Annotated in this window: 15 protein-coding genes; 1 reads left to right on the top strand and 14 read right to left on the bottom strand. The window is 70.9% G+C overall.

Features of this window, described 5'->3' with window-relative positions; genetic code table 11:
- Positions 1–91 precede the first annotated feature (91 nt).
- The 6 genes from carB to pyrR all read right to left on the bottom strand — a co-directional run bounded on the left by carB (position 92) and on the right by pyrR (position 8150).
- Positions 92–3400 (bottom strand): carbamoyl-phosphate synthase large subunit, encoded by a 3309-nt coding sequence (gene carB / locus ACIP6N_RS18105; RefSeq protein ID WP_401816713.1) that lies wholly within the window; start codon positions 3398–3400, stop codon positions 92–94.
- The gene (carA, locus tag ACIP6N_RS18100; protein WP_401816712.1) at positions 3393–4538 is read right to left on the bottom strand and encodes a glutamine-hydrolyzing carbamoyl-phosphate synthase small subunit; all 1146 of its coding nucleotides are present in this window, start codon (positions 4536–4538) and stop codon (positions 3393–3395) included. Before carA ends, carB begins: the two co-directional genes overlap by 8 nt.
- Positions 4535–5143 (bottom strand): hypothetical protein, encoded by a 609-nt coding sequence (locus ACIP6N_RS18095; RefSeq protein ID WP_401816711.1) that lies wholly within the window; start codon positions 5141–5143, stop codon positions 4535–4537. The genes carA and ACIP6N_RS18095 overlap by 4 nt, the downstream gene beginning before the upstream one ends.
- Entirely contained in the window at positions 5140–6426 is a 1287-nt protein-coding gene (locus ACIP6N_RS18090) for a dihydroorotase (protein WP_401816710.1), read from the bottom strand. The genes ACIP6N_RS18095 and ACIP6N_RS18090 overlap by 4 nt, the downstream gene beginning before the upstream one ends.
- A gap of 2 nt (positions 6427–6428) precedes the next feature.
- Positions 6429–7439 carry an aspartate carbamoyltransferase catalytic subunit gene (locus ACIP6N_RS18085; RefSeq protein WP_401816708.1) on the bottom strand — a complete coding sequence of 337 codons (1011 nt, stop codon included), beginning with the start codon at positions 7437–7439 and terminating at the stop codon, positions 6429–6431.
- A 114-nt stretch (positions 7440–7553) separates the two neighbouring features.
- Positions 7554–8150 carry a bifunctional pyr operon transcriptional regulator/uracil phosphoribosyltransferase PyrR gene (gene pyrR / locus ACIP6N_RS18080; protein WP_401816706.1) on the bottom strand — a complete coding sequence of 199 codons (597 nt, stop codon included), beginning with the start codon at positions 8148–8150 and terminating at the stop codon, positions 7554–7556.
- A 238-nt stretch (positions 8151–8388) separates the two neighbouring features.
- Here pyrR and bldD point away from each other — a divergent pair, with 238 nt between their 5' ends.
- Positions 8389–8889, top strand: a complete 501-nt coding sequence (gene bldD / locus ACIP6N_RS18075; RefSeq protein ID WP_401816704.1) for a transcriptional regulator BldD — start codon at positions 8389–8391, stop codon at positions 8887–8889.
- A 139-nt stretch (positions 8890–9028) separates the two neighbouring features.
- On the opposite strand, the gene nusB is transcribed toward bldD, so the two are convergent.
- From nusB to aroC, 8 genes are all read right to left on the bottom strand, one after another.
- Entirely contained in the window at positions 9029–9457 is a 429-nt protein-coding gene (nusB, locus tag ACIP6N_RS18070; protein WP_401816703.1) for a transcription antitermination factor NusB, read from the bottom strand.
- Positions 9458–9459: 2 nt separating this feature from the next.
- Positions 9460–10026, bottom strand: coding sequence for an elongation factor P (efp, locus tag ACIP6N_RS18065; RefSeq protein WP_401816701.1), 567 nt, complete (start codon positions 10024–10026; stop codon positions 9460–9462).
- Positions 10027–10076: 50 nt separating this feature from the next.
- A complete protein-coding gene (locus ACIP6N_RS18060) occupies positions 10077–11195 on the bottom strand; it encodes a M24 family metallopeptidase (protein WP_401816699.1) in 1119 nt (372 codons plus the stop codon).
- An 81-nt stretch (positions 11196–11276) separates the two neighbouring features.
- Positions 11277–11996: an AAA family ATPase gene (locus ACIP6N_RS18055; protein ID WP_401816698.1), complete on the bottom strand. Its 720-nt coding sequence runs from the start codon at positions 11994–11996 to the stop codon at positions 11277–11279.
- A gap of 528 nt (positions 11997–12524) precedes the next feature.
- Entirely contained in the window at positions 12525–12965 is a 441-nt protein-coding gene (aroQ, locus tag ACIP6N_RS18050; protein WP_401816697.1) for a type II 3-dehydroquinate dehydratase, read from the bottom strand.
- Complete coding sequence (gene aroB / locus ACIP6N_RS18045; protein ID WP_401816696.1) at positions 12962–14053, bottom strand: 3-dehydroquinate synthase; 1092 nt, start codon at positions 14051–14053, stop codon at positions 12962–12964. Before aroB ends, aroQ begins: the two co-directional genes overlap by 4 nt.
- Positions 14050–14532: a shikimate kinase gene (locus tag ACIP6N_RS18040; RefSeq protein WP_401816885.1), complete on the bottom strand. Its 483-nt coding sequence runs from the start codon at positions 14530–14532 to the stop codon at positions 14050–14052. Before ACIP6N_RS18040 ends, aroB begins: the two co-directional genes overlap by 4 nt.
- Positions 14533–14582: 50 nt before the next feature.
- A complete protein-coding gene (aroC, locus tag ACIP6N_RS18035; protein WP_401816695.1) occupies positions 14583–15767 on the bottom strand; it encodes a chorismate synthase in 1185 nt (394 codons plus the stop codon).
- Positions 15768–15796: the final 29 nt, after the last annotated feature.

The following is a 15796-nucleotide window of genomic DNA, read 5'->3' as shown; positions in this document are numbered from 1 at the left end:
TCTCCTCAAGGAGAGGGGGACACCGCTTCCGGTGTCCCCCTCCAGCCTGCTGGTTCTCTGCTGCCCTGCGAGCGGATAAACCTCAGTCCGGCTAGTCGCGAGCCGCGATCAGATGCTCCGCGTGCTCCTGGAGGGAGCGGACGCCGACGCCACCGTGCTTGAGCGCGTCGATGCCCTGTACGGCGGCGGCCAGCGCCTGAACCGTCGTCAGGCACGGAACTCCACGCGACACGGCAGCCGTACGGATCTCGTAGCCGTCGAGGCGGCCGCCCGTGCCGTACGGCGTGTTGACGATGAGGTCGACCTCGCCGTCGTGGATCAGCTGGACGATGGTCTTCTCGCCGTCAGGCCCCTCGCCCTGGAACTGCTTGCGTACGACCGACGCCTTGATGCCGTTGCGCTTGAGCACCTCGGCCGTGCCGGACGTGGCGAGCAGCTCGAAGCCGTGCGCCACCAGTTCGCGCGCCGGGAAGATCATGGAGCGCTTGTCCCGGTTGGCCACGGAGATGAAGGCGCGGCCCTTGGTGGGCAGCGGGCCGTACGCGCCGGCCTGCGACTTGGCGTACGCCGTGCCGAAGACCGAGTCGATGCCCATGACCTCGCCGGTGGAGCGCATCTCCGGCCCGAGGACGGTGTCCACCCCGCGGCCCTGCATGTCACGGAAGCGCGACCAGGGCATCACGGCCTCCTTGACGGAGATCGGCGAGTCCATGGGCAGCGTGCCGCCGTCGCCGTTCTTCGGCAGCAGGCCCTCGGCGCGCAGTTCGGCGACGGTGGCGCCGAGCGAGATACGGGCCGCGGCCTTGGCGAGCGGCACGGCGGTCGCCTTCGAGGTGAAGGGCACCGTGCGGGAGGCCCGGGGGTTGGCCTCCAGGACGTACAGGATGTCGCCGGCCAGCGCGAACTGGATGTTGATCAGTCCGCGGACCCCGACGCCCTTGGCGATGGCCTCGGTGGAGGTGCGCAGCCGCTTGATGTCGAAGCCGCCGAGCGTGATGGGCGGCAGGGCGCACGCCGAGTCACCGGAGTGGATACCGGCCTCCTCGATGTGCTCCATGACGCCGCCGAGGTACAACTCCGTGCCGTCGTAGAGCGCGTCGACGTCGATCTCGATCGCGTCGTCGAGGAAACGGTCCACCAGGACCGGGCGGGTGGGGCTGATCTCGGTGGACTCCGCGATGTACGAGGAGAGCCGGGTCTCGTCGTAGACGATCTCCATGCCGCGTCCGCCGAGCACGTACGAGGGCCGTACGAGGACCGGGTAGCCGATCTCGTCCGCGATGGCCTTGGCTCCGGCGAAGGTGGTGGCGGTGCCGTGCTTGGGCGCGGGCAGGCCGGCCTCGGCGAGCACCTGGCCGAAGGCGCCGCGGTCCTCGGCGGCGTGGATCGCCTCGGGGGGCGTGCCGACGACCGGTACGCCGTTGTCCTTGAGCGCCTGGGCGAGACCGAGCGGGGTCTGGCCGCCGAGCTGGACGATGACGCCCGCGATCGGGCCCGCCAGCGACTCGGCGTGCACGATCTCCAGGACGTCCTCCAGGGTGAGCGGCTCGAAGTAGAGCCGGTCGGAGGTGTCGTAGTCCGTGGAGACGGTCTCGGGGTTGCAGTTGACCATCACGGTCTCGTAGCCCGCGTCGCTCAGCGCGAAGGAGGCGTGGACACAGGAGTAGTCGAACTCGATGCCCTGGCCGATCCGGTTCGGACCGGAGCCGAGGATGATCACGGCCGCCCTGTCGCGCGGCGCGACCTCGCTCTCCTCGTCGTAGGACGAGTAGAAGTACGGCGTCTTCGCGGCGAACTCGGCGGCGCAGGTGTCGACCGTCTTGTAGACGGGCCGGACGCCGAGCGCGTGCCTGACCTCGCGGACGACGTCCTCGCGCAGATCGCGGATCTCGCCGATCTGCGCGTCGGAGAAGCCGTGCCGCTTCGCTTCGGCGAGCAGGTCCGCCGAGAGCTTGCCGGCGCCCGCGAGGTCGTCCGCGTACTCCTTGATCAGGAACAGCTGGTCCACGAACCACGGGTCGATCTTCGTCGCGTCGAAGACCTCCTCGGGGGTGGCGCCGGCCCGGATCGCCTGCATGACGGTGTTGATCCGGCCGTCGGTGGGGACCTTCGCGGTCTCCAGCAGCGCGGCCTTCTCCCCGGGATCGCCCGTGAAGGAGAACTGGCTGCCCGCCTTCTCCAGCGAGCGCAGGGCCTTCTGCAGCGCCTCGGTGAAGTTACGGCCGATGGCCATGGCCTCGCCCACCGACTTCATGGTGGTGGTGAGGGTCGCGTCGGCGGCCGGGAACTTCTCGAACGCGAAGCGCGGCACCTTGACGACGACATAGTCGAGGGTCGGCTCGAAGGACGCGGGCGTCTTCTCCGTGATGTCGTTCGGGATCTCGTCCAGCGTGTAGCCAACGGCGAGCCGGGCGGCGATCTTCGCGATCGGGAAGCCGGTGGCCTTGGAGGCGAGCGCCGAGGAGCGTGAGACGCGCGGGTTCATCTCGATGACGATGATCCGGCCGTCGTCGGGGTTGACGGCGAACTGGATGTTGCAGCCGCCGGTGTCGACGCCGACCTCGCGAATGATCGCGATGCCGATGTCGCGCAGCCGCTGGTACTCGCGGTCGGTCAGCGTCATGGCGGGCGCGACCGTGATCGAGTCGCCGGTGTGCACGCCCATGGGGTCGAAGTTCTCGATGGAGCAGACGACCACGACGTTGTCGTTCTTGTCGCGCATCAGCTCCAGCTCGTACTCCTTCCAGCCGAGGATGGACTCTTCGAGCAGCACCTCGGTGGTCGGCGACAGAGTGAGGCCCTGTCCCGCGATCCGGCGCAGCTCCTCCTCGTCGTGCGCGAAGCCGGAGCCCGCGCCGCCCATGGTGAAGGAGGGCCGTACGACGACGGGGTAGCCGCCCAGTGTCTCGACGCCGCTCAGGATGTCGTCCATGGAGTGGCAGATGACCGAACGTGCGGACTCACCGTGGCCGATCTTGCCCCGTACGGCCTCGACCACGCCCTTGAACAGCTCGCGGTCCTCGCCCTTGTTGATCGCCTCGACGTTGGCGCCGATCAGCTCGACGCCGTACTTCTCAAGGACGCCCTGCTCGTGCATGGAGATGGCCGTGTTGAGCGCGGTCTGTCCGCCGAGGGTGGGCAGCAGCGCGTCGGGGCGCTCCTTGGCGATGATCTTCTCGACGAACTCGGGGGTGATCGGCTCGACGTACGTGGCGTCGGCGATCTCCGGGTCCGTCATGATCGTGGCGGGGTTGGAGTTGACCAGGATGACGCGCAGGCCCTCGGCCTTGAGAACGCGGCACGCCTGGGTACCGGAGTAGTCGAATTCAGCGGCCTGGCCGATGACGATCGGTCCTGAACCGATGACCAGGACGGACTGGATATCGGTGCGCTTAGGCACGCTGGTCCTCCATCAGGTATACGAAGCGGTCGAAGAGGTACGCGGCGTCGTGCGGGCCCGCGGCCGCCTCGGGGTGGTACTGGACGCTGAACGCGGGCCTGTCGAGCAGGCGCAGGCCCTCGACCACGTTGTCGTTGAGGCAGACGTGGGAGACCTCGGCGCGGCCGTACGGAGTGTCCGTGACCTGGTCCAGCGGGGCGTCGACGGCGAAGCCGTGGTTGTGCGCGGTGATCTCGACCTTGCCGGTCGTACGGTCCTGCACGGGCTGGTTGATGCCCCGGTGGCCGTACTTGAGCTTGTACGTGCCGAACCCGAGCGCGCGGCCGAGGAGCTGGTTGCCGAAGCAGATGCCGAAGAGCGGTGTGCCGCGCTCCAGGACGCCCTTGACGACGGTGAGGTCCGCGGTGGCGGGGTCGCCGGGGCCGTTGGCGAGGAAGACGCCGTCGGGACCGACCGCGTAGACCTCGTCGAGGGTGGCGGTGGCGGGCAGGACGTGCACCTCGATGCCGCGCTCGGCCATGCGGTGCGGGGTCATGCCCTTGATGCCGAGGTCGAGCGCGGCGACGGTGTACCGCTTGGTGCCGATCGCCGGGACGACATACGTCTCGGGGGTGGTGACCTCGGCGGACAGGTCGGCGCCCGTCATCTCGGGGGCCTGCTGGACGCGGGCGAGCAGCGCGGCCTCGTCGGCGAGCGCGTCGCCCGAGAAGATGCCGACGCGCATGGCGCCGCGTTCCCGCAGGTGGCGGGTGAGCGCGCGGGTGTCGATGCCACTGATACCGACGACGCCCTGGGCGACCAGTTCGTCGTCGAGCGAGCGCCGCGAGCGCCAGTTCGACGGGGTGCGCGCGGGGTCGCGTACGACGTAGCCGGAGACCCAGATGCGGCGTGACTCGTCGTCCTCGTCGTTGACGCCGGTGTTGCCGATGTGCGGGGCGGTCATCACGACGACCTGGCGGTGGTACGAGGGGTCGGTCAGCGTCTCCTGATAGCCGGACATGCCGGTGGAGAACACCGCCTCTCCGAAGGTCTCGCCGACGGCACCGTAGGCGCGGCCCCGGAAGCTGCGGCCGTCCTCCAGGACGAGTACGGCGGCGGACGCCTTCTCACGGGCGGTTCCCCGGGGGGAGGTCGTCATGATGCGCCTTCCGTGGTGGTGATGGACGTGTTCGGGGTGATGAAGTGGTTCATGTAATTGATCGCCTCGACCCATTCCGCGTGTTCCGCGGACCGGTCGGAGCGGAAGCCGGAGTCGATCAGCTTGTCGCCGTGCTGCCAGGTGACGACGAGCAGCCCGCCCTCGGTGAGGACCTTGCCCGCGATGCCCTTGTCGAGCCTGGCCTCGCGCAGCTGTCCCGCCGGGACGAAGAAGTCGTTCGCGCCGGGGCGTACGACCTCCAGACCCGCGTCGGTGAGGGTCAGCTCGACGCGGCTGCGGGCGCCGAGGCCGTGGGCGACGATGCGGTCGAGCCACTGGCCGGCCGTGGTCGAACCGTGGTAGCGGCCGGTCATGGAGAGCCTGACCTCACCCCGGTCCCCGCCGGTCGCCCCGGGCAGGCCGGGCAGTTCGGGCACGTCGGACTGCAGGCTCCCGCGCCACTTCCAGCCCTGGCGCATCAGCCAGTACACGAGCGCGATGAAGATCAGCAGACCGGCGACCCAGCCGATGCGGGCGGACCAGTCGGTCACTTCCGCCGACTTCTGCTCCGCGGCCAGGGGGAGGTAGAGCTTCACACTTGTCACGCCAGAATCCCGTCGATGACCGTCGCCTTGCCCCGCAGGAAGGTGTGGGTGACGCGTCCGGGCAGCTCACGCCCGGCGTACGGGCTGTTGCGGCTGCGCGAGGCGAAGCCCGCGGGGTCCACGACACCACGGTAAGCCGGATCGACGAGTGTCAGGTTGGCGGGCTCGCCGACCGCGATCGGGCGGCCGTGGCCCGCCAGGCGGCCGATGCCGGCCGGGCGGAAGGACATCCGGTCCGCGACGCCCGCCCAGTCGAGGAGGCCGGTGTCGACCATCGTCTCCTGGACGACGGAGAGCGCGGTCTCCAGACCGACCATGCCCATGGCGGCCGCGGCCCACTCGCAGTCCTTGTCCTCGTGCGGGTGCGGTGCGTGGTCGGTGGCCACGCAGTCGATGGTGCCGTCGGCGAGCGCCTCGCGCAGGGCCATGACGTCGGCGTCCGTGCGCAGCGGCGGGTTCACCTTGTAGACCGGGTTGTACGACCGTACGAGTTCGTCGGTGAGCAGCAGGTGGTGCGGGGTGACCTCGGCGGTGACGTTCCAGCCCTTCGACTTCGCCCAGCGGACGAGGTCGACGGACCCGGCCGTGGAGAGGTGGCAGATGTGGACGCGCGAGCCGACGTGCGCGGCGAGGAGGACGTCGCGGGCGATGATCGACTCCTCGGCGACGGCGGGCCAGCCGCCGAGTCCCAGCTCCGAGGAGACGGTGCCCTCGTTCATCTGGGCGCCCTCGGTGAGGCGCGGCTCCTGCGCGTGCTGGGCGACGACGCCGTCGAAGGCCTTCACGTACTCCAGCGCCCGGCGCATGATCACCGCGTCGTCCACGCACTTGCCGTCGTCGGAGAAGACGCGGACCCCGGCGGCCGAGTCGTGCATGGCGCCCAGCTCGGCGAGCTGCTTGCCCTCCAGGCCCACGGTGACGGCGCCGACGGGCTGTACGTCGCAGTAGCCGGATTCCCTGCCGAGCCGCCAGACCTGCTCCACGACGCCCGCGGTGTCCGCGACGGGGAAAGTGTTCGCCATGGCGTGAACGGCCGTGAAACCGCCGACAGCGGCCGCCCTGGTGCCCGTGAGCACGGTCTCGGAGTCCTCGCGTCCCGGCTCGCGCAGATGCGTGTGCAGGTCGACCAGTCCCGGCAGCAGGACCTTTCCGCCGGCCTCGACGACGGTGGCGTCCGCGGCTTCGATCCGTTCGGCGATCTCCGCGACGGTCTCGCCGTCGATCAGGACGTCCCGTACCTCGCCGCCGAGCACCCGGGCGCCCCGGATAACGATCTTGCTCATGATTACTTGTTCTCCTCGGTACGGGCGTGGGTGACGGCGGGTTCGTTGCCGCCCAGCAGCAGGTAGAGCACGGCCATCCGGATCGAGACCCCGTTGGTGACCTGCTCGACGGCCGTGCAGCGGTCGGAGTCTGCGACCTCCGCGGTGATCTCCATGCCGCGGTTCATCGGTCCCGGGTGCATCACGACGGAGTCGGCGGGCATGCGGCCCATCCGCTCGCCGTCCAGGCCGTAGCGGCGCGAGTACTCGCGCTCGGTCGGGAAGAAGGCGGCGTTCATCCGCTCGCGCTGCACGCGCAGCATCATCACGGCGTCGGAGTCGGGCAGTACGCGGTCCAGGTCGTACGAGACCTCGCACGGCCAGTGCTCGGCGCCGATGGGCACCAGCGTGGGCGGGGCGACGAGCGTGACGTGGGCGCCCAGCGTGTGCAGCAGCAGGACGTTGGAGCGGGCGACCCGGCTGTGCAGGATGTCGCCGACGATCGTGACGCGCCGTCCTTCGAGGTCGTGGCCGATCCCCGCGTCGGCGCCGACCAGCCTGCGGCGCAGCGTGAAGGCGTCGAGCAGCGCCTGGGTGGGGTGCTCGTGGGTGCCGTCCCCGGCGTTGACGACCGCGCCGTCGATCCAGCCGGAGGTGGCGAGCCGGTACGGGGCCCCCGAGGCGTGGTGCCGGATGACGACGGCGTCGGCACCCATCGCCTCCAGGGTCAGCGCGGTGTCCTTGAGCGATTCGCCCTTGGAGACCGACGAGCCCTTCGCGGAGAAGTTGATGACGTCGGCGGACAGCCGCTTGGCGGCCGCCTCGAAGGAGATCCTGGTCCGCGTCGAGTCCTCGAAGAACAGGTTGACGACGGTACGGCCGCGCAGGGTCGGCAGCTTCTTGATGGGCCGGTCGGCGACCCGCGCCATCTCCTCGGCGGTGTCGAGGATCAGGACGGCGTCGTCACGGGTGAGGTCGGCGGCGGAGATGAGGTGGCCGGGGGTGCGGGGGCTTGCCCCTGGGAGGCGCAGCATCGGGATCGCTCCGGTGTGTGGAGGTGTGCGGGCATGCGGGCGCGCCGGCGCCGCCGGTGCGTCCGGTCCGCGCGTACACGGTGGCGCGCGGGCGGGGTGGCGTACGGGGCGGCGCTACTGCTCGCCGGCCGCTGCCGGCTCCCGCTGACCGAGCAGCACGGTGTCCCGGCCGTCCTCCTCGGAGAGCTGGACCTTGACCGTCTCGCGCAGCGACGTGGGGAGGTTCTTGCCGATGTAGTCGGCGCGGATCGGCAGTTCGCGGTGGCCGCGGTCGACCAGGACCGCGAGCTGTACGGCCCTGGGGCGGCCGATGTCGCCGAGCGCGTCGAGGGCGGCGCGGATGGTCCGGCCGGAGAAGAGCACGTCGTCGACGAGGACGACGAGACGTCCGTCGACGCCGTCACCGGGGATGTCGGTGCGGGCCAGTGCGCGGGCGGGCCGCAGGCGCAGGTCGTCGCGGTACATCGTGATGTCGAGCGAGCCGACCGGAATAGCGCGGCCGGTGATGTCGGCGAGCTTGTCGGCGAGCCTTCTGGCCAGAAAGACACCACGGGTCGGAATGCCGAGAAGCACCACGTCGTCGGCGCCCTTGGCGCGTTCGACGATCTCGTGGGCGATACGGGTCAGGACGCGGGCGATGTCGGGCGCCTCGAGTACGGGGCGTGCGGCACCGGGGCTGTCCACGGCGGAGCTGGGGCTGTCTGTGTCCATGAAAAGGACCTCCTTCTCCGCCTCACGGGACGGACCTTAAAGGACGTCGAAATTGCGCCACCCACGCTACCAGGAGCCGACGGGACGCCGGCCGGACCCCCTGCCGATCCCTCGCGAATCCCCTGCTGATCCTTTACGGATCCCTTGCGGGAAGGCGGTACGGACCCTTCGGCTTGACGCATCCAAGTAACGCTGCGTAACCTCACAGTGAGTTACCAGACTTCGTCCGGGGAGCTATATGTCCAGCGAATACGCAAAGCAGCTCGGGGGCAAACTCCGCGCCATCCGCACCCAGCAGGGCCTCTCGCTCCATGGCGTTGAGGAAAAGTCCCAGGGCCGCTGGAAAGCCGTCGTGGTCGGTTCGTACGAGCGCGGCGACCGTGCCGTGACCGTGCAGCGGCTGGCCGAGCTGGCTGATTTCTACGGGGTTCCGGTGCAGGAGCTTCTTCCTGGCACGACGCCCGGCGGAGCTGCTGAGCCGCCGCCGAAGCTCGTCCTGGATCTGGAGCGTCTTGCCCACGTGCCGCAGGAGAAGGCGGGCCCGCTCCAGCGCTACGCGGCGACGATCCAGAGCCAGCGCGGCGACTACAACGGCAAGGTGCTGTCGATCCGCCAGGACGACCTGCGCACGCTGGCCGTGATCTACGACCAGTCGCCCTCGGTCCTGACCGAGCAGCTGATCAACTGGGGCGTGCTCGACGCGGACGCCCGGCGCGCGGTCGGCCACGAGGAAAGCTGACCGCATTACGGCGCGGATCAGCAGAAACGTCACCTCCGGAGGGTGGCCCCGCAGTGCGCGGGGTCACCCTCCGGTGCTGTGACAGCCATGGGCCGCACGTCCCGCGCCGGCCTGTCACGCAGACCGGCGCCGGGGCGTGTCAGACGCGGCGCAGACTCGGCTTGAGGTCCTTGAAGCGGCCCAGCAGGCCGTTCACGAACGACGGGGACTCATCGGTGGAGAACTCCTTGGCGAGCTGTACCGCCTCGTCGATCACCACCGCGTCCGGCGTCTCGTCCACCCACACCAGCTCGTACGCGCCGAGCCGCACGATGTTCCGGTCGACGACCGGCATGCGGTCGAGCGACCAGCCCACCGAGTAGGTGGAGATCAGCTCGTCGATGCGGTCCGCGTGCTCCGCGTACCCCTCGACCAGCTCCATGGTGAACTCGCCCACCGGCGGCTGACGGTCGTCGGTCCGGGCATGCCGGATCCAGTCCGCGAGGACCGTCTGCACGGACGCCCCGCGCTGGTCGGCCTCGAAGAGGATCTGGAAGGCACGCTTACGGGCCTTGTTCCGGGCAGCCACGGTTAGCTGTTCACCCGGCCGAGGTAATCACCGGAGCGGGTGTCGACCTTGATCTTCTCGCCGGTGGTGATGAAGAGCGGGACACCGATCTCGTATCCGGTCTCCAGCGTGGCCGGCTTGGTGCCACCGGTGGAACGGTCGCCCTGGACGCCCGGGTCGGTGTGCTGGATGACCAGCTCGACGGCGGCGGGCAGCTCGACGTAGAGCACCTCGCCCTCGTGCTGCGCGACGCTGGCGGTGAAGCCCTCGATCAGGTAGTTGGCGGCGTCGCCGACGGCCTTGCGGTCGACCATGAGCTGGTCGTAGGTCTGCATGTCCATGAAGACGTAGTACTCGCCGTCCATGTACGAGAACTGCATGTCACGGCGGTCAACGGTGGCCGTTTCGACCTTCACGCCGGCGTTGAAGGTCTTGTCGACGACCTTGCCTGAGAGCACGTTCTTCAGCTTGGTACGCACGAAGGCCGGGCCCTTGCCGGGCTTGACGTGCTGGAACTCGACGACGGACCAGAGCTGGCCCCCGTCGAGCTTGAGCACCAGGCCGTTCTTGAGGTCGTTCGTGGAAGCCACGGTTGAGGAATCTCCTGGACTGAAAGCTGGCGGACGACCCGGAGTGCGCGCTAGAGCGCGAGCAGTTCCTTGGTCGTGATGGTGAGTAGCTCGGGTCCGCCGTCCGCCTCTGGGCGGACGACGAGCGTGTCATCGATGCGGACACCGCCCCGGCCCGGAAGGTGGACCCCCGGTCCGACGGTGACCGGCACACAAGCGTCCAGTTTACCCATGGCCGCGGGGGTCAGCTGCGGGTCCTCGTCGATTTCGAGTCCGACGCCGTGTCCGGTACGGGCCGCGAGCCCTTCCGCGTGCCCCGCCGCCTCCAGCGGCTGACGCGCCGCACGGTCCACGTCGCGGCAGCCCGCGCCCGGCACAAGGCCCTCCCGACCAGCCCGTTGTGCCGCGAAAACCAGGTCGTAGAGATCCACCTGCCAGTCGGCGGGGCTCGTGCCGATCACAAACGTACGGCCGATCAGACACCGGTATCCGCGGTAGTCGGCGCCGAGACCCACGGAGAGGAAATCGCCCTCCTCGACCCGCCGGTCCGTGGGCCGGTGCCCGTTACGGCCCGAGTTCGGCCCGGTGCCGACCGAGGTCGCGAACGCCGGGCCGTCGGCCCCGTGGTCGACGAGCCGGCGCTCCAGCTCCAGCGCGAGATGCCGCTCCGTACGGCCCACCAGGATGGATTCCAGCAGCTCGCCGAGTGCCTGGTCGGCGATCTCGGCCGCGATCCGCAGACAGGAGATCTCCTCCTCGTCCTTGACGAGACGCTGCTGCTCGACGGCGCCCGCGAGGTCCGTGAGGCGCAGCCGGGGGGCGGTCGCGCCGATCGCGCGGTATCTGACGACCGTCAGGTGGTGTTCCTCGACGGCGAGCGAGCCGGTCGCGGCCGCGCCGCCGGCCGAGGCGAGTACCCCGGCCGCCGCGACGGCGGGGTCGCCGCCGGTGGCGGGCAGCACGGTCAGCCGCAGCTCGGCATCGAGGCGGCCCTCCGCCGGGTCGCCCAGTGGGCTGCCCGCGCACAGGAGGGTGTCCGTGTCCGGGCCCAGCAGCAGTACGGCTCCCGGGGGCGCCCCGCCCGCGAGATAGCGGACGTTGGCCGGGCGGGAGACCAGGGCGGCCGTGCTGCCCGCTGCGGAACATCGGTCGCGCAGCCGCGCACGGCGTACCGCATACACCTCAGACATGATCCGATGGTATGAGCGCAACCCTCGTCCGGCCGGTTCAACGCGTCCGACCGGGGGGCCGGCCGCCGGGACGCGGCCGGGTCACCAGCTCGGCGGGCTCGCTATGGAGCGGGCGAGGACGTCGTCGAGGACCCGGGCCGTCGTCTCCACGTCGTATGCGGAGTTGTCGATGATCGGCAGCCCGGAGCCGTACCAGCCGGCCATCCGGCCATGGATACCGGCCACCTCCTCGTCGGAGAGACGGCGGTTGCCGCTGCGCTGCGCGTTGCGCTCCAGGACGATTTCCAGACCGGGCAGCAGGACGACGGGCAGCAGCCCGGGTCCGACGTGCCGCTTCCAGCCGCCGAGCCCGACCACGGGACGGTCGGGGAAGACCGCGTCGTCCAGGATGCAGGAGATGCCGTTGGCGAGGAAGTTGCGGGCGGAGAAGCCGCAGGTGCGGCGGGCCAGCCGGTACTGCGCCTCCGAGTGGTCGTTCCAGCCGCTCTGCGGGTCGGCGAAGCCGGAGCAGACCCATTCGCGGACGTCGTCCAGGCTGATGTGCGCGGTGGGCACGCGCCGGTTCTGCGCCCAGTGCCTCGCCACGGTCGTCTTGCCCGCGCCCGCGGGGCCGATCAGCAGCACGGCGAGGGTGGCCGCGCCGGTACCGCTGTCGGTGGGCGGCGGCGCGGGCAGCGCTACGGGGCCGCCCGGCGGCAGCTGGATGTGCCCGGTGGAATCGGCCGTCGGCGGTGACGGGGGGCCCTGCGGCGGCGGGGGCGCCTGCCGGGGCGCCGTCGTCGCGGGAGGCCGTCCCGGCACCGGGGGTGTCCCCGGTGCGGCGGCCCGCCGCACCGGGGGTGTCCCCGGTGCGGCGGGCGGTGCGAGAGGCGCGGGAGGTACGGGCGGCGCGGGGGGCTCCCCGGCAGGGCGCGGCGGATACCGGCCCGGAGCCTGCGGGCCGCTCTGCTGAGGTCCCTGGGGCTGCCGAGGCGCCTGGGGCTGGTGAGGTACCGGCGGCTGCTGAGGTACCGGCGGGGGGCCCTGGGGAGGCCCCTGGGGGCGACTGCCGTACGGAGGCCCCTGAGGTGCCTGGGGAGACACCTGCGGCCCCTGCGAGGGCCCCGGGTCTGCCCCGGGCCCGGGAGGCGGTGTCTGGGGCGCCCATCCGCCGGAACCCTGTCCGGGTCCCTGAGGAGGCGGCAGCGGATCCCCCACTGCGTGCTGCATCCGGTGCCACTCCGTCTCGTGCGACTGACGCTGGTCCGCGGCCTGTTGGACCACGTGCTGCCGAACGCTACCGCCCCCGGCCGCCCCCGTGGGAACGGCCGGGACCGGTTCCCGCGCTTGTCAGGTGGTCAGTTCTTCGGCAAGAGCGCGCAGGGCGAGCCGGTACGAGCCGATCCCGAACCCCGCGACCGTGCCGCTGGCCACCGCCGCGACCACCGAGGTGTGGCGGAATTCCTCGCGTGCGTACGGGTTCGAGATGTGCACCTCGATGAGCGGCGCGCGGCGCTGAGCTGCCGCGTCACGCATCGCGTACGAATAGTGCGTGAAGGCGCCCGGGTTGAGAACGACCGGAATTGAACCATCGGCGGCCTCGTGCAGCCAGCGGATCAGCTCGCCCTCGTCGTTCGTCTCGCGTACGTCGACGTCGAAGCCCAGTTCCTTGCCGAGGGTGCGGCAGGCCTCGACCAGACCCGCGTACGACGTCGAGCCGTACACGTCGGGCTCGCGGGAGCCGAGGCGGCCGAGGTTCGGTCCGTTGAGGACGAGGACCCGTCGGGTCACGCCGAGACCTCCCCGTACGCGGCGAGCAGCACCGCCGGGTCCGGGCCCTCCAGCACGGTCGGTTTGGCGAGGCCGTCCAGGACGATGAAGCGCAGCAGGTCGCCGCGGGACTTCTTGTCGACCTTCATGGTCTCCAGGAGCTTCGGCCACTGGTCGCCGCGGTAGGTCAGCGGCAGTCCGACCGACTCCAGCACGGAGCGGTGCCGGTCGGCCGTCGCGTCGTCCAGCCGGCCGGCGAGACGGCCCAGTTCGGCGGCGAAGGCCATACCGACGGAGACGGCGGCGCCGTGCCGCCACTTGTAGCGCTCGTTCTTCTCGATCGCGTGCGCCAGCGTGTGGCCGTAGTTCAGGATCTCCCGGCGGCCCGACTCCTTCAGGTCGCTGGAGACGACCTCCGCCTTCACCCGGATCGAGCGCTCGATCAGCTCGGCGGTGTGCGGTCCGGCAGGGCTGCGCGCGCCCTGGGGGTCGGCCTCCACCAGATCGAGGATGACCGGGTCGGCGATGAAGCCCGCCTTGATGATCTCGGCCATGCCGCTGACGTAGTCGTGGACGCCCAGCGAGTCCAGTGCGGCGAGGTCGCAGAGCACCCCGGCCGGCGGGTGGAAGGCGCCGACGAGGTTCTTGCCCTCGGCGGTGTTGATGCCGGTCTTGCCGCCCACGGCCGCGTCGACCATGCCCAGGACGGTGGTCGGCACGGCGATCCAGCGGACCCCGCGCAGCCAGCTCGCCGCGACGAATCCGGCCAGGTCGGTGGTGGAGCCGCCGCCGACACCGATGATCACATCGCTGCGGGTGAAGCCGGTCTGGCCGAGCGCCTTCCAGCAGTAGGCCGCGACCTCGATGGTCTTGGCCTCCTCGGCGTTCGGCACCTGGATCGCGACGGCCTCGTAACCGGCCTCCGCGAGGTCCTGGCGCAGCGCGTCGCCGGTCTCGGCGAGCGCCTCGGGGTGCAGGACGGCGACCCGCTTGGCGCGGCCGACCAGGCCGGGAAGCTCGCCGAGCAGTTGCCGGCCGACCAGCACTTCGTACGGGTCCGTACCCGCCGTGCCGCCGACCTGGATACGGGTGACTGTCTGGTCGGTCATACGTCCTTCAATCCGAGTGCGTCGAGGACGGCCTGCGCGACCTCTTCTGGGGTGCGGTCGTCCGTCGGGACCACGACACGGGCCACGTCGGTGTACAGGGAGCGGCGGGCCTCCATGAGCTGCTTCCACTGCTGGCGCGGGTTGACGGCCAGCAGTGGGCGCGCGGTGTTGAGGCCCACCCGCTTGACCGCCTCGCCGACCTCCATCGTCAGGTAGACGACCGGCAGTCCGGTGAGCAGTTCACGGGTGGCCGCGTCGAGGACGGCGCCGCCGCCGAGCGCCAGGACGCCCGTGTGTCCGGCGACCGCGTCCTTCACGGCTTCCCGCTCCAGGTCGCGGAAGTACGCCTCGCCCGCGTCGACGAAGATGTCCGCGACCGGGCGTCCTTCGGCGGCGACGATGTCGGCGTCGGTGTCCCGGTAGCCGGTACCGAGCCGGTCGGCGAGCAGTTCCCCGACGGTGGACTTGCCGACGCCCATGGGGCCGACCAGCACCACGAGAGGACCGCCCGCCGGACCGTTCCCGCCGGTCACCGGATCGCCAGGTTCTCGAGGTACGAGCGGACGTTGCGGCGCGTCTCCGGGACGCTGTCGCCACCGAACTTCTCGGCGACCGCGTCCGCCAGCGTCAGCGCGACCATGGCCTCCGCGACGATGCCCGCGGCGGGCACGGCGCACACGTCGGAGCGCTGGTGGTGGGCGCTCGCCGCCTCGCCCGTGGCCACGTCGACGGTGGCCAGCGCGCGCGGCACGGTCGCGATGGGCTTCATCGCGGCCCGTACGCGCAGCAGTTCGCCGGTGGACAGACCGCCTTCGGTGCCGCCGGAGCGGCCCGAGGAGCGCCGGATGCCCTCGTCGGTCCGCACGATCTCGTCGTGGGCCTGCGAGCCGGGTACGCGCGCCAGGTCGAAGCCGTCACCGACCTCGACGCCCTTGATGGCCTGGATGCCCATCAGGGCGGCGGCGAGCCGTGCGTCGAGGCGGCGGTCCCAGTGGACGTGCGAGCCGAGGCCGACCGGGACACCGTAGGCCAGCACCTCGACCACACCGCCGAGGGTGTCGCCGTCCTTGTGGGCCTGGTCGATCTCCGCGACCATCGCCTCGCTCGCGGCGGCGTCCAGGCAGCGCACCGGGTCCGCGTCCAGCTTCTCGACGTCCGACGGCTTCGGGAGCACGCCGTACGGGGCCTTCGCGCCGGCCAGCTCCACGACGTGGGAGACGATCTCGATCCCGGCCGTCTCCTTCAGGTACGAGCGGGCCACGGCGCCGAGTGCGACACGGGCGGCGGTCTCACGGGCGCTGGCGCGCTCCAGGACGGGCCTGGCCTCGTCGAAGCCGTACTTCTGCATGCCCGCGAGGTCGGCGTGGCCGGGCCGCGGGCGGGTCAGGGGCGCGTTGCGTGCCAGTTCGGCGAGGGCGGCGGGGTCGACCGGGTCGGCGGCCATGACCTGTTCCCACTTGGGCCACTCGGTGTTGCCGACCATGATCGCGACGGGCGATCCCATGGTCAGGCCGTGCCGTACGCCGCCGAGGAAGGTGACCTCGTCGCGCTCGAACTTCATCCGCGCGCCGCGTCCGTAGCCGAGGCGCCGCCTGGCCAGGTGGTCCCCGACGATCTCGGTGGTGATCGGCACACCGGCGGGAAGACCCTCCAGCGTCGCGACGAGTGCGGGGCCGTGCGACTCTCCCGCGGTCAGCCAGCGCAACCTGCTCAACGGTGCTCCTCATCCTCGCGCCTGGAACT

The sequence above is a fragment of the Streptomyces sp. NPDC088725 genome, from assembly GCF_044751305.1.
Classification (GTDB): Bacteria; Actinomycetota; Actinomycetes; order Streptomycetales; family Streptomycetaceae; genus Streptomyces.
This window is presented reverse-complemented; position numbering and strand designations above follow the sequence as displayed.